Source organism: Erythrobacter sp. MTPC3, assembly GCF_042854385.1.
In the GTDB taxonomy this organism is placed as follows: Bacteria; Pseudomonadota; Alphaproteobacteria; order Sphingomonadales; family Sphingomonadaceae; genus Erythrobacter.
This window is the reverse complement of sequence record NZ_BTGP01000001.1, coordinates 214,062-236,333: the sequence shown is the minus strand read 5'-3', so window position 1 is coordinate 236,333 and position 22,272 is coordinate 214,062. Positions and strand designations below refer to the sequence as shown.

Annotated in this window: 23 protein-coding genes; 9 read left to right on the top strand and 14 right to left on the bottom strand. The window is 59.1% G+C overall.

What is annotated here, in order from left to right; translation table 11 throughout:
• Positions 1-135 precede the first annotated feature (135 nt).
• Positions 136-1,536, top strand: coding sequence for a methyl-accepting chemotaxis protein (locus tag ACGHU1_RS01140; RefSeq protein WP_390582614.1), 1,401 nt, complete (start codon positions 136-138; stop codon positions 1,534-1,536).
• Positions 1,537-1,551: 15 nt separating this feature from the next.
• Here ACGHU1_RS01140 and ACGHU1_RS01135 read toward each other — a convergent pair whose 3' ends face one another.
• From ACGHU1_RS01135 to ACGHU1_RS01120, 4 genes are all read right to left on the bottom strand, one after another.
• A complete protein-coding gene (locus ACGHU1_RS01135) occupies positions 1,552-2,409 on the bottom strand; it encodes an AAA family ATPase (RefSeq protein WP_390582612.1) in 858 nt (285 codons plus the stop codon).
• 112 nt (positions 2,410-2,521) lie between these two features.
• Complete coding sequence (locus ACGHU1_RS01130; protein WP_390582610.1) at positions 2,522-3,829, bottom strand: serine hydrolase; 1,308 nt, start codon at positions 3,827-3,829, stop codon at positions 2,522-2,524.
• Positions 3,830-3,872: 43 nt separating this feature from the next.
• A complete protein-coding gene (locus ACGHU1_RS01125; protein ID WP_390582608.1) occupies positions 3,873-4,448 on the bottom strand; it encodes a hypothetical protein in 576 nt (191 codons plus the stop codon).
• Positions 4,445-4,969, bottom strand: a complete 525-nt coding sequence (locus ACGHU1_RS01120; RefSeq protein ID WP_390582606.1) for an RNA polymerase sigma factor — start codon at positions 4,967-4,969, stop codon at positions 4,445-4,447. Before ACGHU1_RS01120 ends, ACGHU1_RS01125 begins: the two co-directional genes overlap by 4 nt.
• A 121-nt stretch (positions 4,970-5,090) precedes the next feature.
• Here ACGHU1_RS01120 and ACGHU1_RS01115 point away from each other — a divergent pair, with 121 nt between their 5' ends.
• The gene (locus ACGHU1_RS01115) at positions 5,091-6,305 is read left to right on the top strand and encodes an alpha/beta fold hydrolase (RefSeq protein WP_390582605.1); all 1,215 of its coding nucleotides are present in this window, start codon (positions 5,091-5,093) and stop codon (positions 6,303-6,305) included.
• On the opposite strand, the gene ACGHU1_RS01110 is transcribed toward ACGHU1_RS01115, so the two are convergent.
• The 3 genes from ACGHU1_RS01110 to ACGHU1_RS01100 form a co-directional block, all read right to left on the bottom strand.
• Positions 6,302-6,682 (bottom strand): hypothetical protein, encoded by a 381-nt coding sequence (locus ACGHU1_RS01110; RefSeq protein ID WP_390582603.1) that lies wholly within the window; start codon positions 6,680-6,682, stop codon positions 6,302-6,304. The genes ACGHU1_RS01115 and ACGHU1_RS01110 overlap by 4 nt on opposite strands.
• The gene (gene parE, locus ACGHU1_RS01105) at positions 6,675-8,666 is read right to left on the bottom strand and encodes a DNA topoisomerase IV subunit B (protein ID WP_390582601.1); all 1,992 of its coding nucleotides are present in this window, start codon (positions 8,664-8,666) and stop codon (positions 6,675-6,677) included. Before parE ends, ACGHU1_RS01110 begins: the two co-directional genes overlap by 8 nt.
• Before the next feature lie 82 nt (positions 8,667-8,748).
• Positions 8,749-9,945: a penicillin-binding protein activator gene (locus tag ACGHU1_RS01100; protein ID WP_390582600.1), complete on the bottom strand. Its 1,197-nt coding sequence runs from the start codon at positions 9,943-9,945 to the stop codon at positions 8,749-8,751.
• Between the two features lie 40 nt (positions 9,946-9,985).
• Here ACGHU1_RS01100 and rsmI point away from each other — a divergent pair, with 40 nt between their 5' ends.
• From rsmI to gshB, 3 genes are read left to right on the top strand one after another with little or no spacing between them, the layout of a single operon-like run.
• A complete protein-coding gene (gene rsmI, locus ACGHU1_RS01095; protein ID WP_390582598.1) occupies positions 9,986-10,843 on the top strand; it encodes a 16S rRNA (cytidine(1402)-2'-O)-methyltransferase in 858 nt (285 codons plus the stop codon).
• A complete protein-coding gene (locus ACGHU1_RS01090; RefSeq protein WP_390582596.1) occupies positions 10,840-11,196 on the top strand; it encodes a YraN family protein in 357 nt (118 codons plus the stop codon). Before rsmI ends, ACGHU1_RS01090 begins: the two co-directional genes overlap by 4 nt.
• 13 nt (positions 11,197-11,209) lie before the next feature.
• Positions 11,210-12,160, top strand: coding sequence for a glutathione synthase (gshB, locus tag ACGHU1_RS01085; protein ID WP_390582595.1), 951 nt, complete (start codon positions 11,210-11,212; stop codon positions 12,158-12,160).
• A 233-nt stretch (positions 12,161-12,393) separates the two neighbouring features.
• On the opposite strand, the gene ACGHU1_RS01080 is transcribed toward gshB, so the two are convergent.
• A complete protein-coding gene (locus ACGHU1_RS01080; RefSeq protein ID WP_390582593.1) occupies positions 12,394-13,293 on the bottom strand; it encodes a tyrosine recombinase XerC in 900 nt (299 codons plus the stop codon).
• Positions 13,290-14,441: a radical SAM family heme chaperone HemW gene (gene hemW / locus ACGHU1_RS01075; protein WP_390583163.1), complete on the bottom strand. Its 1,152-nt coding sequence runs from the start codon at positions 14,439-14,441 to the stop codon at positions 13,290-13,292. The genes ACGHU1_RS01080 and hemW overlap by 4 nt, the downstream gene beginning before the upstream one ends.
• 170 nt (positions 14,442-14,611) lie before the next feature.
• On the opposite strand from hemW, the gene ACGHU1_RS01070 reads away from it, so the two are divergent.
• On the top strand, positions 14,612-15,232 hold the full coding sequence (locus ACGHU1_RS01070) for a CAP domain-containing protein (RefSeq protein ID WP_390582591.1): 621 nt from the start codon (positions 14,612-14,614) through the stop codon (positions 15,230-15,232).
• Between the two features lie 19 nt (positions 15,233-15,251).
• On the opposite strand, the gene rdgB is transcribed toward ACGHU1_RS01070, so the two are convergent.
• A complete protein-coding gene (gene rdgB / locus ACGHU1_RS01065; protein ID WP_390582589.1) occupies positions 15,252-15,881 on the bottom strand; it encodes an RdgB/HAM1 family non-canonical purine NTP pyrophosphatase in 630 nt (209 codons plus the stop codon).
• On the bottom strand, positions 15,878-16,591 hold the full coding sequence (gene rph / locus ACGHU1_RS01060) for a ribonuclease PH (RefSeq protein WP_390582587.1): 714 nt from the start codon (positions 16,589-16,591) through the stop codon (positions 15,878-15,880). The genes rdgB and rph overlap by 4 nt, the downstream gene beginning before the upstream one ends.
• 107 nt (positions 16,592-16,698) lie before the next feature.
• On the opposite strand from rph, the gene hrcA reads away from it, so the two are divergent.
• Positions 16,699-17,754, top strand: coding sequence for a heat-inducible transcriptional repressor HrcA (hrcA, locus tag ACGHU1_RS01055; RefSeq protein ID WP_390583161.1), 1,056 nt, complete (start codon positions 16,699-16,701; stop codon positions 17,752-17,754).
• Between the two features lie 18 nt (positions 17,755-17,772).
• Positions 17,773-18,372 carry a nucleotide exchange factor GrpE gene (gene grpE / locus ACGHU1_RS01050; RefSeq protein ID WP_390582586.1) on the top strand — a complete coding sequence of 200 codons (600 nt, stop codon included), beginning with the start codon at positions 17,773-17,775 and terminating at the stop codon, positions 18,370-18,372.
• Here the strand turns inward: grpE and ACGHU1_RS01045 are convergent, their stop codons facing one another.
• From ACGHU1_RS01045 to ACGHU1_RS01035, 3 genes are read right to left on the bottom strand one after another with little or no spacing between them, the layout of a single operon-like run.
• Positions 18,373-19,041, bottom strand: coding sequence for a crotonase/enoyl-CoA hydratase family protein (locus ACGHU1_RS01045; protein WP_390582584.1), 669 nt, complete (start codon positions 19,039-19,041; stop codon positions 18,373-18,375).
• 13 nt (positions 19,042-19,054) lie between these two features.
• Positions 19,055-19,528, bottom strand: coding sequence for a vgr related protein (locus ACGHU1_RS01040; protein WP_390582582.1), 474 nt, complete (start codon positions 19,526-19,528; stop codon positions 19,055-19,057).
• Positions 19,529-19,578: 50 nt separating this feature from the next.
• The gene (locus ACGHU1_RS01035) at positions 19,579-20,118 is read right to left on the bottom strand and encodes a copper chaperone PCu(A)C (protein ID WP_390582580.1); all 540 of its coding nucleotides are present in this window, start codon (positions 20,116-20,118) and stop codon (positions 19,579-19,581) included.
• A 176-nt stretch (positions 20,119-20,294) separates the two neighbouring features.
• On the opposite strand from ACGHU1_RS01035, the gene dnaK reads away from it, so the two are divergent.
• Positions 20,295-22,229 carry a molecular chaperone DnaK gene (gene dnaK / locus ACGHU1_RS01030; RefSeq protein ID WP_390582578.1) on the top strand — a complete coding sequence of 645 codons (1,935 nt, stop codon included), beginning with the start codon at positions 20,295-20,297 and terminating at the stop codon, positions 22,227-22,229.
• The last annotated feature ends 43 nt before the right edge of the window (positions 22,230-22,272 follow it).

The following is a 22,272-nucleotide window of genomic DNA, read 5'->3' as shown; positions in this document are numbered from 1 at the left end:
GCGGATTATATCTAAGGGAAAATGACTAATTCGACTTTTCGGCATTTTTAACAGTGCAGTCGCCGGATCTTCACATTTTGCAAACCATCGCCGTTTACCAGTCGAAACAATTGATAATTACAGGGTTGCAAAGCCATGAAGCCAGAAATCATTGACGCATCTGACGCAAGCGCGCTCGAACAAATCCCTGAAAGCTGCGGCGCTGTTACTGTCGGTTGCACCGATGTCGCTGGAATTGTCGAAGCGGTAATCAGGTCATCCGAAACGCTTCGTTCCGAACACGAAGCCTTGAGCGTGACCGTCGCAGCACTTGAATCGGACCAGGCAAAAGTGGCCGAAGCCAGTGACGAGGCCCGCCTGCTGTCAGAACGCGCTATCGAACGTCTTGGTGAGGGAACGGGGCTGATCCAGTCGTCGCTGGAGCAGATCAATGGCCTGCTCGATCTTGTCGATACCCTTGGCCAGCACGTGACAAGTTTTTCTGCAGCGATGGAACAGGTGCGCCGCAGCGCGCAGGACATCGACGATATTGCCGAAACCACCAATATCCTTGCTCTGAACGCCACAATCGAAGCGATGCGTGCAGGCGAGGCCGGGCGCACGTTCGCAGTGGTCGCCAGCGAGGTCAAAAGCCTCGCGAATGACACACGAAAAGCGACCGAGGAAATCTCCCAGACGGTCGAGGCGTTGGGCAGTGAAGCAAGCGTGGTCATAGGACGGATCGAAGCCGGTTCACAGGCCAGCAGCGATGCCAAAGCGTCTGTTTCCCGCATCGAAAGCACCATCAGCAGCGTCGGCGAACTGGTTGAAGAAGTCGACAAGCAGAACGACGTCATCGCCCGTTCAACCGGCACGATCAGCAATCACGTGGGCGCGGTGCAGGACGTCCTCACCAGTTTCGATAAAGCGGCAAGATCCAATGAGGACCAGCTTGAAGATGCCCACTCACGCATGGAAGAGCTGGAACTAACGGCGAGCGAGATGTTCGACCGGATCGTGCACGCTGGCCTATCGCCGCAGGACAGCGCGATGGTCGATACCGCACAGACCGTGACCAAAGAGCTGACCGAGATGATCGAACAGGCGATCAAAAGCGGTGAGCTCACCGAAACAGCCGCTTTCGATCAGGATTACGTACCCATTGCAGGCAGCAATCCGCCAAGGTTTCGGTCGAAACTGTCAGATTGGGCAAAAGCCAATTGGCAGCCCAACCTGGACGCTGCCTATGACCTTGATCCCAGAATCCGGGCCGTGGCGTGCACCGATGCCAAAGGGTTCCTGCCGACCCACCTCAGCAAGATGTCGCAGCAACCAACCGGCGATCTGGCGCATGACACCAAATACTGCCGCGACGGGCGCATCATCTTCAACACGCTCGACCGCAAAGCGAAGTCCAGCACCGCGCCGTATATGATGGCCGTCTACCGTCAGGAAGGTGACGGCAAGGATTACGTCGTGGTGCGCAACGTCTACGTACCGTTATATATCAACGGACGACGCTGGGGTGATTTTGAGTTTGCTTACGCGTTCGACTGATCGCGTAGCCGGCGATCAGGTCGGGTTGCGGCGGGCCATGAATGCGAGCCGTTCAAACAGCATCACGTCCTGTTCGTTTTTCAGCAATGCACCGTGCATTGGCGGGATCGCGCTGTTCGGGTTGGCATCCTGCAACACCTCTAGCGGCATGTCTTCGTTCAGAAGCAGCTTGAGCCAATCCAGCAATTCGCTGGTCGAAGGTTTCTTCTTCAGGCCGGGCACTTCGCGCAGCTCGTAAAAGATATCCATCGCTTTTTTGGCCAGCGTTTTCTGGATACCGGGATAGTGCACATCGATGATCGACTGCATCGTCTCTCGGTCGGGAAACTTGATATAATGGAAGAAACAGCGGCGAAGAAACGCGTCCGGCAGCTCTTTCTCGTTGTTCGAGGTGATGACTACGATCGGGCGCTCTTTTGCTTCGATCCGCTCCTGCGTTTCGTAAACGTCGAAGCTCATCCGGTCGAGTTCCTGCAGCAGATCGTTCGGAAATTCGATATCGGCCTTGTCGATCTCATCAATCAAAAGCACCGGCAGCTCTTCGGAGGTGAACGCCTCCCAAAGCTTGCCTTTCTTGATGTAGTTGCGAATGTCATGGACGCGCTCTTCGCCCAGCTGGCCGTCGCGCAGGCGCGCGACCGCATCGTATTCATACAGACCTTGCTGCGCTTTGGTGGTCGATTTCACGTTCCATTCGATCATCGGAGCGCCCAGCGCTTTTGAAATTTCGTGGGCAAGCACGGTCTTGCCTGTGCCCGGTTCCCCTTTGACCAATAGCGGACGGCGCAGCGTCACAGCTGCGTTCACCGCAACTTTCAGATCGTCGGTCGCGATGTAATCGCTCGTTCCCTCAAAACGCTGCTTATCGGTCATGGTGTCCTTTCGATTGGTCCGTATTCGAAACTTAAATGCGGGTGCAGCGATAGGGGTGAGGGCGCGGCCATGCAAGAGGGTGCCTCACCGCGCTATCCGATTAAACAGGCGATCAGGGCACGAGCGCAAAAAGCCGCTGGGATAACGCCTGTAACGACGCGGTCTCCACCGCGGCGTCCGGGTTGTTCCAGCCAAGCGTCAGGATCCAGTCGTCACCGGCCTTGTCTGTCAGCAGCCATGTGAGGTTCAGCACTCCGGGTTCCGATCCGCCCTTGAACCCGGCATACTCCCACTTCGCTAGCATCTCCCCGCTTAATTGCGGGCTGACAGCCATTACCGACAGCGCCTCGGAGCTTTGGTGCGACCGCATTCGGCGCATCAATTTGGCGAGATCTTCGGGTGAGGCATACCACTCAATCTCAATCGCTCCCGGTGTCCCCGCAGCAAAGACCTGCTCAGTCCGTTCCATCGAAAAATCGCCCTCGGAAAGGTTGTCGATGATTACGCGCTGCGCGTCGTCGTCCCCGGCGAGGTACCGCGCCGTCACCTCCTCAGTGGCTCCGCGCATTTCAAACAACTGCCGGGTTTTTAGGAATGGGATCGACTTCGACGGATCGCTGTTTCCGCTTGCGATCAGTTCTGCTTCGATAGCATCGCGGCCCACCACTGAAATCAGCTGATCGGTCGCGGTGTTGTCGCTGATAGAGATCATCAAGGTCGCAAGCGTTTGCAGGGTTACAGGTGCGCCCACAGGCCAATCCTGCATCATCCCGCTTGGCAGCGATTTCTCTGTCAGCGGGACAATGTCGGACCAGCGGCGCTCCCCTGCGTCCACTGAGCGGGCGAGCGCCGAGAGGACATAGAGTTTGAAGGTCGAGCCGAGGGCAAGTTGCTGCGAGGGGTTGTGCGCAAATAGAGGATCGACCGAGCCATCCGCGCCAATCTTTGCAAGCAAGGCATTGGTGGTGCCTGGTAGGGCATCCAGATCAGCCTGAATTTTCTCGGCACTGTCGTTAATTGGTTCGAAAGTCTGAAAAACGAGGCCGCCAATTCTGTTATTTTGCGCCGGGTCAATTGCGATGTTCCCCTTGGCGATGGCCTTTTCCATGCGGACTTCGATAGCCGATTGCGTGCCGTCTGACGGTTCAAGTTTCTCCACCGCCAGCGCCGCGCCGAATTGACCTGTCAGTTGCTGAGAGAGGGCTACCAATTGATCTGGTGAGACCGCCGCCAGAAATTGCGGGGTGAAGACATCTTCCAGCGGTATGGCGATGTCACCGTTCAGCAATGCCACAACCTGGTCGGCCCGCATCGAAATCGGGGAAAGTTCCGCTTCCTCGATCAAAGGCGGTTCGGTTTGGGCATTAACAGGGGCGGTCATAGCAATGATGGCCAGTGCGGCGGCAAGCGTGTGTTTCATGTTATCTCTCCGAAAAGGTATGGGATGCACGTTAGCGGCGATGTCAGATTTGAGCATCAAGTTCATCGATTTTGCGTTTCAGGTGCCGGGCGCCAATCAGGTTGAGCAGAGCGACCGCGGCAAAAACGCCAGCAACAATGGCGAAGGTTCCGGCGGCGCCTTTTATCGCCGCGCTCCAACCGATTGCATCAGCAACGCGCGCCGTGATGGCGAGATTGAACGCGACTATACCGGGGATCAGCGGGCCCAGATACCAGACCGGCACGGATCGCAGCGCCTCATACTGGCGCGAATACTGACGCCTAAGGTGGATGACGCAGGGATCTTCGGGACGGCGCACCAGATTGCTCGCCCGTTTGGCGAGCTGCCATAGCACCACCGCACAGCCCATCACGATCAAACCTGCAGATGCAGCGATCAACAGTTCACCTTTGTAGGCGGCTGCAATCGTGGTCCCGGAAAACAGCAAAATCACAACCGCGCCGGCGAGATACTCGGTCACATTGCGCCATTTGATGCGGCGTTCGAATTTGGACGCGCGAGCCGCGCAGTCAGCAGGGGCGCTGAACGCAGCGTCGTTTGCCGCTTCGCACCATTCGAGGATTGGCGGGCTCGTCATAACGTTTCTCCGTCGGGGGCGGTTTGGGTAAAATGCGATGCGAGCAGGGATTTGATGCGGTGGATGCGAACGCTCACTGCGCCTGAAGATAAGCCGGTGATATCCGCGATATCGGCTCCGCTTTCCCCCTCCAGCCAGAGCACGATGACCTGCGCATCCAATGCGGGAAGCTGGCGGATCAGTGCCGCGACCTGTGCCATTGCATGGGTTTTGGCGGCTTGCATTTCGGTGTTGGCAGGCGCGGGAAGGGTCTCGATCTGCTCCAGCGGTACACGTTTCGGTCCTCGTACTGCTTGCGCGATGTGATCGGCGGCGACATTGTGCGCGACACGATAGACCCATGTCTTAAGGGCGCACGTCCCATCGAACCGCGAAAAGCTGGTCCACAGCGCGCAGTGCATGTCCTGCTCCAGATCGCGCGCCTTTTCAGCATCGTGCTCCACCGCTCTGGCGAGGCGCGCAATCGCAGGGGCGAACTGGTCGCCTGCCTCATGGTAAAGGTCTGCCTGTTTGCTCTTCATGCCCCTTTAGTCCCGCCCGGCCGACAATTCTTACAAGGGCGCTGGAAAAAAGTCCCTTCTGCGGTGTAGCCAAATCAGGCAGACCTGCGAATAGACGGGTGGAGGAGGGCCAAGGATGCCAATGCAGACACTTTCGATTGCGGTTCGCGATGACCACGTTCTTTCAGGCACGCTTGAAATGCCGAGCGGGCTGGTGCGCGGCGCGGCGGTGTTTGCGCACTGTTTTACCTGCACCAAGCAAAGCCGCGCGGCGGTGAGCGTGGCGCGCGCTTTGGCCGATGAAGGCATCGCCTGCCTGCGGTTCGATTTCACCGGGCTGGGCGGGAGCGACGGCGAATTTGGCACAGCAGGTTTTGCGACCGATATCGAAGACCTGATCGCAGTTGCCGATCATTTGTACGAAAAGTTCAGCGGACCATTGCTGCTGGTCGGGCACAGCCTCGGCGGTGCAGCGGTGCTGGCCGCTGCCGCGCGGCTTGGCAGCGACAAGGTTGCGGCGCTGGCCACAATCGGCGCGCCGTCCGACGTGCCGCATGTGCTAGAAAACATCTCCGGCGATTTGGAGGCAATAGAGCGGGATGGCACGGGCGAAGTGCAAATCGGAGGCCGCCCGTTCAAGCTGAGCCGGGATTTCCTGCACAGCACGCGCGGTGTGGACCTGCTCGAATTGGTTGGAAAGCTGCGCATACCCTATGTCGCACTGCATTCCCCCAGCGATTCGATTGTCGGCATCGATCACGCCGCCGCATTGTTTCAGGCCGCGTTCCATCCCAAGAGTTTTATCAGCCTGGCCGGGGCAGACCATCTTCTGACCGACCCGGTAGATGCGAAATTTGCCGCCAGCATCATCGCCAACTGGGCGCAGCGATACCTTCCCGGTGCAGACGTAATGGCCTTGCCGAAAGACGGCGTGGTTGTGCAGACCGGACACGGAAAGTTCGGCACAGAGGTGCACACATCCTCGCACCGCTTTGTCGCGGATGAACCGAAATCTTACGGCGGGGATGATACCGGTCCGACGCCTTACGATCTGCTCTTGGCGGCGCTGGGCACATGCACGGCGATGACCATGAAAATGTATGCCGACCGCAAGAAATGGCCATTCGAAGGGACGCGCATCCACGTCACCCATGAACGCAATCATGCAGAGGATTGCGGCCATATTGCCTACGAGGAAGAGGGCATGGAGATCCAGTCGCTGAACCGCGAGATCGAAATTCTAGGCGATGATCTGACAGACGATCAGCGCGCGAAGATTATCGAGATCGCCGACAAATGCCCCGTCCACAAAACGCTGGAGGGGCACTTGCACATCCACACGCAGGTCAAGGGTTAGAGCCGGTCAAGCGATCCGGCGCAGACCAATAGGAACGTCGCGGTCATGATGATGATTGTGGCAGCTTTCCAGCCGGTGCCTGCATCCTTCATTCCGCGGTCCCATGTCCACGCGCCGATTGCGCCGCTGGCGAGGGCGCAAAGACCGATGGTGATCGCGCCATGCTGGTTCAGCAATGCAACAAAAATTGCGAATACGACGACCATTTGCAGCACGAATGCACCGGTGAACCAGACTATCGGGATCGGGCGATAGGCTGTGTCGGGAACCTCCCAGTCGGGCAGCGAGCTATCGGGGCGGGAGATGCGGCGATCCCCGGCCATAATGTCTTCGGTGCGCGGATCGGGGTAACGCGGATCGCGTTCCTCGTCAGGCATCGATCATGTCGCGGTCCATTTCACCCGCGCGGTTCTGGATGAAATTGAACCTGTGTTCGGGGTTCCGGCCCATCAACTGGTCCACCAGTTCCTTCACCGCCGCGCGCTGCTCGAATTCGGGCGGCAGGGTGATGCGCACCAGAGAGCGGGTGTCGGGGTTCATGGTGGTTTCGCGCAATTGCTGAGGGTTCATCTCGCCCAGACCTTTAAAGCGGCCCACCTCTACCTTCTTACCCTTGAAAACTGTCTCTTCCAGCTCGGCGCGGTGCGCGTCATCGCGGGCATAGCGGCTTTCTTTACCCGCAGTCAGGCGGTATAGCGGAGGCTGCGCCAGAAACAGGTGCCCCTTGCGTACGAGGTCGGGCATTTCCTGGAAGAAAAACGTCATCAGCAGCGTCGCGATATGCGCGCCGTCAACATCGGCATCGGTCATGATGATCACACGGTCATAACGCAGCGCCTCTGCATCGCAATCCTTGCGAGTCCCACAGCCCAGCGCGAGGCCGAGGTCGGCGATTTCACTGTTGGCGCGAATCTTGTCGGCCGTGGCGCTGGCCACATTCAAGATCTTGCCCCGGATCGGTAAGATCGCCTGCGTTTTGCGGTTGCGCGCCTGTTTCGCGCTGCCGCCTGCGGAATCGCCCTCGACAATGAACAGTTCGGTTTCCGCGTCCGTTTCACCCGAACAATCGGTCAGCTTGCCGGGCAGGCGCAGTTTCTTTGCATTGGTGGCGGTCTTGCGCTTGATCTCACGCTCTTGCTTGCGCTTCAGCCGCTCATCCATGCGCTCCATCACCTCTCCCAGCAGCGCCTTTCCGCGCTCCATATTGTCGGTGAGGAAATGGTCGAAATGATCGCGCACGGCGTTTTCGACAAGGCGCGCGGCCTCTGGCGAGGTCAGGCGGTCCTTGGTCTGGGACTGAAATTGCGGATCGCGGATGAAGACGGAAAGCATCACTTCGCCGCCGGTCATCACGTCGTCAGCGGTAATATCCTTAGCTTTCTTGGTTCCCGTAAGCTCGCCAAAGGCGCGCAGCCCCTTTGTCAGAGCAGCACGCAGGCCCTGTTCGTGGGTTCCGCCGTCGGGCGTCGGCACGGTGTTGCAATACCAACTGGTCGAACCATCCGAATAAAGCGGCCATGCGACGGCCCATTCAACTTTGCCCTGCGATTGGCCGTCTGGTCCCTCGGCGAAATCCTGATTGCCGGTGAAGGGCTGGGCAGTCACACATTCGCGCGCGCCGATTTGTTCGGCCAGATGATCGGCGAGGCCGCCGGGAAATTTGAATGTCGCCTCTGCGGGCACGTCTTCGCTGGTCAGGCGCTCGGCGCATTTCCAGCGGATTTCGACACCTGCAAAGAGATACGCTTTTGATCGGGCAAGTTTGAACAGGCGGTGCGGTTTGAACTTGCGGTCGCCGAATATCTCGCTGTCGGGCGTGAAACTGACCTGAGTGCCGCGGCGATTTGGCGCAGCGCCAACTTCTTCGATCTTGCCAAGCGTCTGCCCCTTGGCAAATTCCTGCGCGTAGAGCGTCTTGTCACGGGCAACCTCGACACGGGTGTGTGATGACAGCGCGTTGACGACGCTGACACCGACGCCGTGGAGACCACCGCTGGTTGCGTATGCCTTGCCAGAGAACTTGCCGCCGGAATGCAGCGTGGAAAGGATCACCTCAAGCGTGGACTTGCCGGGAAATTTGGGGTGTTCGTCAACCGGAATGCCGCGACCGTTATCGGAAATGGTAAGCCGGTTGCCCTCTTCCAGCCGCATCTCAATCCGGTTGGCGTGGCCCGCGACAGCCTCATCCATCGAGTTGTCGAGCACCTCTGCGGCGAGATGGTGGAGGGCGCGGTCATCGGTGCCGCCGATATACATGCCGGGGCGCCGCCGGACAGGTTCCAACCCTTCGAGAACTTCGATGGAAGAGCTATCGTAATCGCCGCTTGAGGTTGGCGTGTTTTCAAACAGATCATCGGACATGGATCAGATATGGCGCGGGGCGCGCTCTCTAACAAGCGCGCGCCGCCCTGTTTGCCCTGTTTTCCGGTGGTTTTGCGCCGGTTTAATTTCCGAAACTGGATGGAGCGGCGTCAACCGCCACGATTTCGTTGCCGCGAACCTCACGCACTTCCAGCGCGCGGCGGGCGACCCCGTCACGGCCAAACCGGAATGCGCCATCGACACCCAGAAAGCCCCCGGAATCGTAAAGTTCGTTCTTCGGGAAATTACGCCCGACGCGCCAATCGCGGGCGATCCGCAGGGTAAGCAGGACCGAATCGTAACCGAGGGTGGCAATCCGGTATGGCCGCGATCCGAAACGTGCCTCGTAACTGTCAGCAAACCGTTTGTAGCGGCCATCGGACACTGCAGAAAACAGCGCGCCATTTACCGCGCTCGCGCGGGTTAGCGAGGATTCACCGCTCCACAATTCCGTGCCGAGAATGCGCGTGCCCCCTGCGCCATTACTCTTGATCTCTCCGGCTGCTTGCACGGCCAGACGAGCCCCATCAGCGATCAGGACGGTGTCATATCCGCCCGCCTGCCGCAGGCGCTGCGCTGCGCTGACGATTGAGGTGTTTCCGCGCGCATATCGTGCCGAACCGACCAGATTGCCGCCGAAATCGCCGAGCGCATTGTTGAGCGCGTCGAACGAACGCTGACCGTAATCACCTTCTGGGACGAGCGCAGCGAACCGTTCGGACCCGCGATCGCGCGCATATTGCACGGTGCGGCGGATCGATTGTTCGGGAACGTGACCCATTAGGAATACATCGGACCCGGCCACTTTCACATCGTTGGAAAACGCGATTGACGGGACGCCGGCGGGCGCCGCCGCGCTGCGAATGGCAGGCACATTCTGCGCCAGAAGCGGGCCGAGGATCAGCTTGTTACCGTCGGCAATCGCCTGCCGCGCCGCGGCCTCTGCCCCTTGCGCGGTATCGTAAGTGGTTATCCGGATATTGGTCGCATTTGTATCAAGCAGCGCCATCGTAGTTGCGTTGGCGAGGCTTTGGCCGACGTCGGCCGTGTTGCCCGACATCGGGACAAGCAAAGCAACACGGTGCCGTGTCTGATCGGTGGGCAGGGCGGTCGCACTTGGCTCGGGCGCAGGACCAGTATCCGTCCCCGACGTAGCTGGACCGGTCTTCGGGATGACAGCGCAGCCGCCCAGCAATGCTGCTGTGCTGGCCACCACCAGATTGCGCCTTGAAAACATGGAAGAGAAACCGTGTGTAATTGTCTTGCCCGTAAGCTTCATTCTTGCCGACCCCTGATCGCTGCTTCATGGAAGAGCTCGCATGAACACGTCCGCTCCTGAATCAGCCCTTGGAAAACCTCTTGAAGCCGGGCTTTATATTGTCGCCACACCGATTGGCAATCTTGGCGATATAACGGTGCGTGCTGTCGATGTGCTGCGCGGATGCGATGTGATCGCGTGCGAAGATACGCGCGTCACGGGAAAGCTCCTGAAACACTGCTGCGTTACCACACGGATGCAGCGATATGATGATCACGCGTCGGACCGGCAGCGCGGTGCTTTGATCGATATGGCGCGGTCACAGGCAGTGGCGCTGGTCAGCGATGCGGGCACGCCGCTTGTCTCCGATCCCGGCTACCGGTTGGTGAAAGACGCCCGCGATGCCGGGATTGCAGTGACGAGCCTGCCGGGTGCCTGCGCGGCGATCACCGGATTGACGCTGGCGGGCCTCCCCAATGATCGGTTTCTGTTCGCAGGGTTTCTTCCGGTAAAAGAAAAAGCGCGCACTGATGTGCTGAACGAACTGGCGGAGATCGAAGCAACGCTGGTTTTTTACGAGACCGGCCCTCGTATAGAGCGCAGCCTGCGAGCCATTGCCGATATCTGGCCGGATCGCGAGGTGGCCGTCGCGCGCGAGCTGACCAAACTTCACGAAGAATGCCGCAGCGGTTCAGCGGCTCAATTGGCCGATCACTACGCGGCCAATCCTGCAAAAGGCGAAATCGTGCTGCTCATCGGCCCCCCTGCCGAAACCGCGCAAAATCACGATATCGACGCGTTGCTGATTGGCGCGCTGGCCGATCTCAGCCCAAGCAAGGCGGCGGGCCAAGTTGCCAGGATGACCGGGGAGGACCGGCAAACGCTCTATGCCCGCGCCGTGGAACTTAAGACAAAGTGAGCGCGAAACGCGAAATTGCCGAGCGTAAGGGGCGCGAGGGCGAGGCGCAGGCTGCGCAATGGCTGGCGCAGCAGGGCTGGCGGATCGTTGCGGAAAGGGTAAAAACACCGCTGGGTGAGATTGACCTGATTGCCCAGAAAAACGGCCTCACTGCCTTCATCGAGGTTAAGTGGCGCAAACGTTCAGCCGACCTTGCCACAGCTATCGATGAACGCAGGCTTTTGCGCGTGGCCGCTGCCGCGGAAGCAGTGGGACATCACTATGCAGAGCCGGATGACGATCTGCGGATCGACGTCATCCTGCTTGCACCCGGCACCCGTCCGCGCCACATCACAAACGCATTTCAACCCTGATGAGGATACCCGCATGACCTTGCGCGTAGCGGTCCAGATGGACCCGATCGAAGATATCAATATCGCCGGAGATTCCTCCTTTGCCCTGATGCTGGCGGCGCAGGAGCGCGGGTATTCGGTGTTTGAATATCATGTCGAAAGCCTGACGCTGGATGCCGATGACAGGCTGTTTGCCGAGTGTCATCCAGTGAAGGTTCAGCGCGTCGAAGGGGATCACTTTTCCAAAGGTGACGCACAGCGGCTCGATCTGGGCAGGGATATCGATGTCGTCCTGATGCGGCAGGACCCTCCGTTCCACATGGGCTATATCACCGCAACACACCTGCTTGAGCGTATTCAGGGCGAGACACTGGTCGTCAACGATCCGGCCAATGTCCGCAATGCGCCTGAAAAGGTGATGGTGCTGGATTATCGCCGTTTCATGCCGCCCACGCTCATCACCCGCTCCAGCGACGAGGTTAAGCGGTTCATGGAGGAACACGGCGCCGTCGTTGTTAAACCAATCCACGGCAATGGCGGCAAAGCGATTTTTCGCGTGCCGGAAAATGGCGAAAACCTTACCGCGCTGTTTGAGGTGTTCAATCAGACATGGCCCGAACCGCATATGGTCCAGCCGTTCCTTCCCGAAGTGGCCGAGGGCGACAAACGCATCGTTCTGATCGACGGAGAGATTGCAGGCGCGATCAACCGGATACCGGGCGAGGGAGAGTTCCGCTCCAATCTCGCAATGGGCGGCAGTGCGGAGGCAAGCGGCCTGACGGATCGGGAGCAGGAAATCTGCGAAGCGATGGGGCCTGACCTCAAGCGGCTCGGCCTTACATTTGTGGGGATCGACGTGATTGGCGGCAAATGGCTGACCGAAATCAATGTGACTTCGCCAACCGGCATTGTCGCCATCGATAAATTTAACGGGACTGACACGGCTGGCATGATCTGGGACGCTATCGAGGCGCGGATTAGCTAAATTGCGTGGAAGCCCCCCGGGATGCCTATCTTATCCGAGGACGATGGTGAAAGAGCTGTTAACCCAATCTTTTCCCTCTCCGTTCACACGATCGACATGTGGGCGCGCTATTTAGGCGTTGCGACCCGAAGGACACGGAGACTTATCTTTGTTCTTTCCAACTGGCCCCGTCTTAGGACGGGGCCATTTTTTTAGCTAACAACGCTCAATCCGCGCTCGCAAAAAGAGCGCTTTCAGCTTTTCTTGGCGCGGGGATGGGCGCTGCGATAATTTTCAAGCAAGCTCGCCGCATCGACCTTCGTATAGATCTGCGTGGAGCCTAGCGATGCGTGGCCCAGCAATTCCTGCAAGCTGCGCAGATCCGCGCCTGCACTCAAAAGATGCGTCGCAAAACTGTGGCGAAGGGCATGCGGCGTTGCGGTGTCGGGCAGTCCGAGCGCGCGGCGCGCTTTTGCCATCGCTTTCTGAACCATGCCTGGTGATAGCGCGCCGCCCTTTGCACCCCTGAACAAGGCCTCTCTGGCCGAGAGCGGGTAGGGACAGGCATCAATATATTCGCTGACGGCCTGCGAAGTGATCGGAAGGATGGGCACGATCCGCTGCTTGCCGCCTTTTCCTGTCACTTGCAGCGTATCGCCCATTGGCACGTCGCGGCCCTGGATCGACAGTGCCTCAGCAATACGCAGCCCGCTCCCATACATCAGCAGCAGGACGGCGCGGTCGCGTGCGCCGATCCAGTCTTCTGCTGCGGTACCATCAATCAGGTCGGTGATGTTCACCGCCTCGTCCGGGGTAATGGGCCGGGGCAGTCCTTTCTTAAGCCGTGGTCCGCGCAGCCGGGGCGCGGCGGGATCGGGATCGCCGGTTTCGCTGCGGGCGAAGGCAATGAAGGCTTTAAGCGCAGAAAGTTCGCGCGCCGCGCTCGAATTGGCGATTCCCTCGGCCCGGCGCGCGGCGAGGTGCGCGCGCAGATCATGCGCCTCAAGCGCAGCGATTTCGCCAAAGCTCACAAGGCCGCGTGAGGTCGCCAGCCTCCCGGCAGCCGCGATGTAAGCCCTGACCGTGTGCGGAGAGCGGCGCTGGTTGTCGGTGAGATGCGCTCGCCATGCCTCAAGCAAATCGGCGCGGCTCATGCGGCAACCAAAGCATCGGCGACAATTTCAGCCAGCAGCCCGTCGAGCACCGCGCGGCCATCGGGGCGAACGCCGATGCGAGAACCCTTCTCCCACACCAGACCGTGGCCAATATATTGCGCCAGTTTCGCTTCATCGATCAATTCGGTCCGCTCAAACCCGAACCGCGATTGAAGCGCAGACAAATCCACCCCCTCGGCAAGGCGCAGACCCATCAGCAACGCTTCGCTGGCCTGATCGCTGGGCGCGAGCAGGCGCTGTTCGCTAATGCCATGACCGCGCTGGGAAACGGCGGTCAGGAAATTTTCCGGCTTTTTGTGGCGCACCGTGGCGAACCCGCCGCGCCGTCCATGCGCGCCCGGGCCAATCCCGGCGTAATCCTGATACCGCCAATAGGTCAGATTATGCCTGCTCTCTTGTCCCATCCGCGCGTGATTGCTGGTTTCATAAGCAGGCATTGCGGCAGCGCCCGTCACATCCTGCGTGATCGCAAACAGCTCTGCCGCGGCATCATTATCAAGCGGTGTAAAGAGCCCGCGCCGCACATCGGTGGCAAACCGTGTGCCTGGCTCAATCGTAAGCTGGTAAAGCGAAAGGTGCGACGTGCCAAAGCTGATGGCGCGGTCCAGCTGCGCGCGCCAATGGTCAGGGGATTGATCAGGCAGGGCATAGATCAGGTCGAAACTGACCCTGTCAAAACTGCGCTGCGCCGTTTCGACTGCTGCGATCGCCTCGTCTGCGCCGTGGAGCCGGCCGAGCCATTGCAGGGCATCGTCATCAAGCGATTGCACGCCAAGCGAAACGCGGTTCACTCCGGCTGCGGCAAGATCTGCAAACTTCGCTGCCTCAACCGAAGACGGGTTCGCCTCCAGCGTGATTTCGATTTCTGGATCGAAAGTCCAAAGCCGCTCAGCCTCGGCCAATAACGTCTCGACAAGAGCAGGTGGCATGAGCGAAGGAGTGCCGCCTCCAAAAAAAATTGATGTTAGCGGTTCCCCGCCAGCCGCCGCCGCCTCAGCGCGCATATCGGCGAGCAGGGCGTCCTGCCACGCGGCCAACTCGACCTGTTCGCGGATATGCGAGTTAAAATCGCAATAGGGGCACTTTTTCGCACAGAAAGGCCAATGGATATAAAGAGCGCGCGCCATCGCATCGTCATATGCGCTGCGCACCTGAAAAAGCCAATCGGACAATCAGTCTTAATCATAAAACCGCTGAGCCATGGACGGTGCGCACCATGCGCCGAGATGGTTTGCTAAACCGGCGTTAATCCTGCTCAGATAGATCAGAGTGGATAACAAGATTTAAGCAGGATCATATGAAATTCCGCGACAAGTTGCCGCGCATGTCAGGCGCAATGATCATTGCAATCGCAGGCGCGCCCGCCGTCACTGGAGGCGCATGGGCGAATACCCCTACCAGCAGCATCAGCGCGAATACGGTAGCTGCCGCGACAGCCCCGATGACGCATCGACGGACCGGAACAGGGACTCCGCGTCAGCAAGAAATGCTTGGCGTCCTGCTGCGCGAACACAATGCCGCCCGCGCTGATGTTGGAGCGCCTCCGCTAAGATTAGATGCCGCGCTTAGCGCGCAGGCGCTTGCATATGCGCAAAAGCTCGCCGCGACCGGGCGGTTTCGGCACAGTGCGAAAAGCGACCGGCCCGGGCAGGGCGAAAATCTGTGGGCTGGCACGCAAGGCGCATATTCTTATGAAGAGATGGCCAGCGGATGGATCGAAGAAAAACAGGATTACCGTCACGCCGCATTCCCTAATGTCAGCAAGACGGGCAATTGGCAGGACGTGGGCCATTACACGCAGGTCATCTGGCGTGACACGGCAAAGCTGGGCTGCGGTGTGGCAAGCGGGAATGGCCGCGACGTGCTGGTGTGCCGCTATTCATCGGCAGGGAATATCATGGGGCGATACGTCTATTGATCCTGCAGGAAATAAAGCATCACTTTCCGAATTGATCCGCGACAAGTTTCGCAAACGCATCGGCGCGGTGGCTGATGGCGTGTTTTTCAGCCGGATCGATTTCCGCGAATGTCAGATTTGCGTTTTCGGGAATGAAAACAGGATCGTAGCCAAACCCTAGCTCGCCGCGCGGGGGCCATGTGAGGTTGCCGGGGCATGTGCCTTCGTAAACGGCGTGTTCGCCATCGGGCCATGCAATCGCAAGCACACAATGAAACGCGGCACTGCGATCCGCATCGTTGCCGATCTGTTGCAGCAGCCCTTCGACTTTGCCCATCGCCATATACCAGTCACGCCCCGGATCGCCTTCGAACCATTGGCGTTCCGCCCAATCGGCAGTGTATACGCCTGGCCGGCCATCCAGCGCATCGACGCTGAGGCCGCTGTCATCGGCGAGCGCGGCAAGGCCCGAAGCCTCAGCCGCCGCCCGCGCCTTAATCAGCGCGTTCTCAACGAAAGTTTTGCCGGTCTCAGCCGGTTCAGGAAGGCCGAGCGACCCGGCAGAGATGCACTTCATCCCATATGGATCGAGCAGTGCCGAAATTTCTTTCAGCTTGCCCGAATTATGGGTCGCAATCACCAGCGACCCGCCGCCCAGCCTCCGTGTCATTTTACCGCGTCCAGTTGTTTGGCAAATACCCCGTCACAGCCGATTTTCGCAAGACGCAGCAGGCGCAGCAGCCCTTCTTCATCATACGTGGCGCCTTCTGCCGTGGCCTGCGCCTCTGCAATCTGGCCGCCCGAAATCAGGACGAAGTTGGCATCCGCGTCGGCGTTCGAATCTTCATCATAATCAAGGTCGAGCACTGGCGTGCCCTGATAGATACCGCAGGAAATCGCGGCGACCTGACCGGTGATTGGATCATCTTTGATCGCGCCGCTTGCCATCAGGCCGTTCACGGCGAGGCGCAAGGCAATCCATGCGCCTGAGATCGAAGCGGTGCGCGTGCCGCCATCCGCCTGAATAACGTCGCAATCGAGCGTTATCTGACGCTCGCCGAGCTTTTTCAGGTCGACTACCGCGCGCAAAGAACGCCCAATAAGCCGCTGAATTTCCTGTGTTCTACCTGATTGCTTGCCGCGCGCGGCTTCGCGGCTGCCGCGTGTGTGCGTTGCGCGGGGGAGCATTGAATATTCACCGGTAACCCAGCCTTCGCCTTTACCGCGAAGCCATGGCGGAATGCGCTCTTCGACGCTGGCAGTGCACAGTACCTTGGTATCGCCAAACCCGATGAGGCAGGAACCTTCTGCATGTTTGGTGTATCCGGTTTCGATTGTAATGGCGCGCATTTCGTCTGGCGCGCGTCCTGATGGCCGCATGAAAAAGCTCCTGAATGGGGTCGATTCGTATCTTGCCGCGCGGTGTGGCTGGGATAACGCTGCGCTGCAAGGCTTGGCGAATGCGTTTGGCACGCTAAATGTCGTATATGGCCTCTCCCCCGATCACTGAAATGACCGAACGTGCCCGCGAGATATTTCGCCGGGTTGTCGAAGGCTATATCGAAAGCGGCCAGCCAGTGGGTTCCAAGACGCTGGCCTCGGACAGCGCGCTAAATCTTTCATCGGCATCAATCCGCGCGGTCCTCGCCGAATTGGAGGGGCTGGGGCTGCTTGCTGCACCGCATACCAGCGCAGGCCGGATGCCGACCGATACAGGCCTGCGCATTTTCGTAGATGGCATGATGCGCGTTGCCGAACCGACGAGCGAGGAACGCGCCCAGATCGAGGCGCGGCTATCCGAAGGCGGCCCGGTGGAACAGGCTTTGCAGCAGGCGAGCGCGCTGCTCTCCGATCTTTCCGGCGCTGCGGGCATGGTGATGGTTCCGACCCGCGAGCAGCGCCTTGCGCAGTTCAGCCTGGTGCCGCTGGGACAGGGCCGGGCGCTTGCGGTTTTGGTGGGCGAGGATGGCGGGGTTGAAAACCGCGTCCTCGAACTCGACGATCCAGCCGCCGCCGGTTCGCTGGAAGCGGCGAGCAATTACGTGACCGCGCGCCTTGCCGGGCGGACGCTGGGCGAAGCTGCGCAGATGATGCGCCAGGAAATTTCCGCCGGAAAAAGCGATCTCGACGATGCAAGCCGCGATCTGGTGGAGCGCGGGTTGGCCGTCTGGAGCGAGGATGCCGACCAGCGTCCCGTCCTGATCGTGCGCGGTGCGGCCAACCTGCTGGACGAAGCGGCGCTGGGCGATATCGACCGTGTGCGATCGCTGCTCGACGATCTTGAAAACAAGCAATCGGTTTCAGCTTTATTGGAATCGGCAAAGGAAGCGGATGCGACGCGCATCTTTATCGGTAGCGAAAACCGATTGTTCGGCCTATCGGGCTCTTCTGTCATCGCATCTCCGTATCGCGACCGCGAAGGCCGCGTCGTCGGAGTGCTAGGGGTGATCGGTCCCACGCGGTTGAATTACGCGCGGGTCGTCCCCATGGTTGATTTAACTGCAAGATCGCTTGGCCGTTCATTGGACAAGCTCATCGTTTAAATGGAAAACTTGAAGCACATGAGTGACAACAACAAACCGCAGGATGATGCGGCTAATGAGGACGTCAAAGCGGAACTGAAAGGCGTGCCTGAAGAGTTCCTGACCGATGATGACGAGCTGGAAGCTCCTGAAGCTGACGCCGACATGACGGAGGCGCTGGAGGCTCTGCGCCGCGACCTGGACGAGGCGAAACAGGAAGTGCTTTATGCCAAGGCTGACACGCAGAACGTGCGCCGCCGGGCGGAGAAAGACGTTAAGGACGCGCGCAACTATGCCGCAACCGGCTTTGCCCGCGATATCCTGAGCGTGGCCGACAACCTTTCGCGCGCGATCCAGACGATCCCTGAAAGCCTGCGCGAAGACGAGAAGATGAAAAATCTCGTCATCGGTATTGAGGCGACCCAGCGCGAGCTTGAAAAAGTGTTCAAGCAACACGGCATCGAACGGATTGCTGCCATGGGCCTGCCGCTCGACCCGAACCAGCATCAGGCGATGATGGAAGTCCCCACCGAAGAACAGGAACCGGGCACCATCGTGCAGGAAATGCAGTCTGGCTGGATGATTAAGGACCGCCTGCTGCGCCCCGCAATGGTAGGCGTGGCGAAAAAGCCGGACTGATCAGCCAAAATCGGGAAGCGGGCTGGCTTCGATATCGTCGATCAACTGCCGATTCATCGCTGATTTGTTGGCGTTGAATGCACCTGCGTTCAGCGTTTTCATGTGGCCAATGGTTTGTGTCAGCGTATTCTCGACATCGCCGGGAGCGACAACTGTATCGAAATAGCCGACTTCGCGCGCTGCGTGCGGGCTGAACATTTTCGAGGTTGAAACAGCCTTTCGACCAGCTGGTGTCAGGCGGTCTGCACCCAGGATCATGGGATAGATCGGCAGCGCCATGCCAATCGCGCTTTCATTCATTCCGGTGACAAATTCGCCTTCGGTCCCGATGGCATTATCTGCGGCAAGCATTAGAAAAGCGCCCATCGGATAGGCGTGTCCTTCGCAAACGGTGATGACGGGGGCAGGATGGCGCAGGATCGCCAGGATTGCGTCTTTCCCAGCCTGCAATTGCGCGGTCGCGGTTTCAGGGCCGGCGCCGAAGCCTTTGAGGTCAAATCCCGCTGAAAAAATGCCCTTGCGTCCGCGGATTACAACCGGTGCCTGTCCTTCGGCGCACTGTGCCAAGGCGCCGGTGAGCGCGTCCAGCTTCTCCTTGTTCAGCGCGTTCACCTTGCCATCATCCATCGTGACGATATGCGCGCCATCATGCTGCTCGATCGAAATCATTGCTTGTCCTTTTTTAAAGAGTCGCGCCGTCGAATTTGACGAGCATGTCATAGGCTGCCTTGTCGGCAACGCCCGCCACTTTCGCACCGTGCCGCAGCCAGAATGCGTGCTTCACGATTTCAGCTTGCTGTTCGATGCCATAGGTGCGGAATGGCTGGCCGGGTTTAAGCGCGTAATCGTATCTGCAAAACGGATGCCGGTTAAGAATGAGATACCATTCACCGCGTGTTTGTGTTTGCCATACATGCGCCAGTTCGTGGATTAGCAACCCCTGCCGGGCGAGGTTTGTGGCCGAAAAATCGTCGCAATATGCGCTGCCGCTCGGGTGAAAATGCAGATGCCCGCGCGGGGCCATCGTGACGCGCTTTGGCTGGAAGGGAAAGAATTTGCGCCGTCTCAGTTTTACGCCGGAATAATCGATGGCATCGCCATAAACGGTCCGGGCGAGTGTGACCTCGCCCGGCGTCAGGTGACGCTCACCGCCCACCGGGCAGGCTGGCAGTGTGGGTGGTCCCGCCGCTGAAAGCGCGCTTTCGCTCAGCTTTCGTCCCCGGCTTCGTCTTCTGCCGGAAGGCTGCGCGGGTCCCCAGCCGGGACGATATCGGCTTTGAAAGTGTGCGTGCCGCCGCCCGATACGGTCAGCGTGACTTCCGCAGTGCCGCCCGCTTTAAGATCGGCCGAAGGTTCAAATGCCATAACATGCAGGCCGCCCGGTTCAAAAGCGACTTCGCTGCCGTTGGAAATGGCGATCGGCAATGCCTCCATCATCTGCACCTTGAAATCGTATTCGCCGAAATCGTGCAGCGTGGTGCTGCCAGCGCCTGCGACTTCGGCCTTGCGAATGGTAAGGCCGCGGTCGCCGGAATAGGTAAGGTCAAAATAGACCGCTGCTGGATTTCCTTCGACCGCGTTCAGCACCATCCGGGCATTGTCGATGCTCATGCCGGGAACTTCGCCTTCGACAGCGACGGGTGCCTCTGCTTCACCGCTGCAGGCCGTCAGCGCGGCTGCGCTGGCCAAGGCGGCGGCCATGGCGATATTCTTCATTCTGCGGCCCATCGGTGTTGTCCTGTTCACGTTTGTGTCCCCTCGTTGTACGACATGAAAACTAGTGCGGGCTGGTCCTTGTGCCAAGCAAAACCGCACCTATATCCGCCTCATATTCGAGCCGCCGAGGTGTTTCGCCCAAAGGATGTTCCATCGGGGAAACGCACGAAGGCGGTGTCTAACGACCATGATAGGATGGGGAAATAATGGGTAAAGTAATCGGTATCGACCTCGGCACCACCAACTCCTGCGTTGCAGTGATGGATGGCGGCAAACCAAAGGTTATCGAAAATTCCGAAGGCGCGCGTACCACGCCTTCCATCGTTGCATTCACCAAGGATGGTGAGCGACTGATCGGCCAGCCGGCAAAGCGCCAGGCGGTCACCAATCCGGACAACACTCTTTTCGCGATCAAGCGTTTGATCGGTCGCCGTTTCGACGATCCGCTGACCAAGAAAGACATGGAGCTCGTCCCCTATGACATCGTCAAGGGCAAGAACGGCGATGCATGGGTCGAGGCAGGCGGCGATGAATATTCGCCCAGCCAGATTTCCGCTTTCATTCTGCAAAAGATGAAAGAAACCGCTGAGAGTTACCTTGGCGAGGACGTAACGCAGGCGGTTATCACCGTTCCTGCGTACTTCAACGACGCCCAGCGTCAGGCGACCAAGGACGCTGGCCAGATCGCCGGTCTTGAAGTGCTGCGCATCATCAACGAGCCAACCGCCGCGGCGCTTGCTTACGGCATGGACAAGGAAGATGGCAAAACCATCGCTGTCTATGACCTTGGCGGCGGTACGTTCGACGTGTCCGTGCTGGAAATCGGCGACGGTGTGTTTGAAGTGAAGTCAACCAACGGCGACACATTCCTGGGCGGTGAAGATTTCGACAACGCGATTGTCGAACACCTCGCGGCAGCCTTCAACAAGAAGGAAAACATGGATCTGAAGACCGACAAGCTCGCTCTTCAGCGTCTGAAAGAGGCCGCCGAAAAAGCAAAGATCGAACTTTCCAGCTCCGCGACGACAGAGGTGAACCTGCCGTTCATCACCGCGCGTATGGAAGGCGGGTCGTCCACGCCTCTGCACCTAGTTGAGACTGTCAGCCGCTCGGACCTTGAAAAGATGGTCGGCGACCTGATCAACCGTACGCTTGAGCCGTGCAAGAAAGCGCTGGCCGATGCCGGCGTGACCAAGGACGAGATCGACGAAGTGATCCTGGTAGGCGGCATGACCCGCATGCCGAAGGTTCGCGAAGTCGTTGAAAAGTTCTTCGAAGCCAAACCGCACACCGGCGTGAACCCGGATGAAGTCGTTGCGATGGGTGCCGCCATTCAGGCCGGCGTTCTGCAGGGCGATGTCAAAGACGTTCTGTTGCTCGACGTGACCCCGCTTTCACTGGGTATTGAAACGCTGGGCGGTGTCTTCACTCGCATGATCGATCGCAACACGACGATCCCGACAAAGAAGACGCAGACCTATTCGACCGCCGAAGACAACCAGAATGCGGTGACGATCAAGGTTTATCAGGGCGAGCGTGAAATGGCCGCCGATAACAAGCTGCTCGGCAATTTCGACCTGGTCGGAATTCCTCCAGCGCCGCGCGGCGTGCCGCAGATCGAAGTGACGTTCGACATCGATGCCAACGGTATCGTGTCGGTCGCTGCCAAGGATAAAGGCACCGGCAAAGAACAGACGATCAAGATCCAGGCATCGGGCGGTTTGAACGATAGCGATATCGACCAGATGGTGCAGGATGCTGAAAAGTTCGCCGAAGAGGACAAGAAGCGCCGGGCTGCCGCAGAAGCGCGCAACCAGGCCGACAGCCTCGTCCATGCGACCGAAAAGCAGCTTGAAGAGCACGGCGACAAGGTCGATGCCGCAACCAAGACCGAAGTCGAGGAAGCGCTCGCCGCGACCAAGACCGCGCTTGAAGGCGACGACGGCGATGAAATCAGTGCCAAGGCGGAAGCCCTGACGCAGGCCGCGATGAAGATGGGTCAGCAGATCTACGAACAGGATCAGGCCAATGCCGCTCCTGAAGGTGGTGACGCAGGCGCAGACACCGCAGCCGAAGAACCGGCCGACGAAGAAGTCGTCGATGCCGAGTTCTCCGAGGTAGACGAAGACAAGAAGGACTGATTGTCCTGACTTAACGGAATATCACCATCGGCGTTTCTTGCGC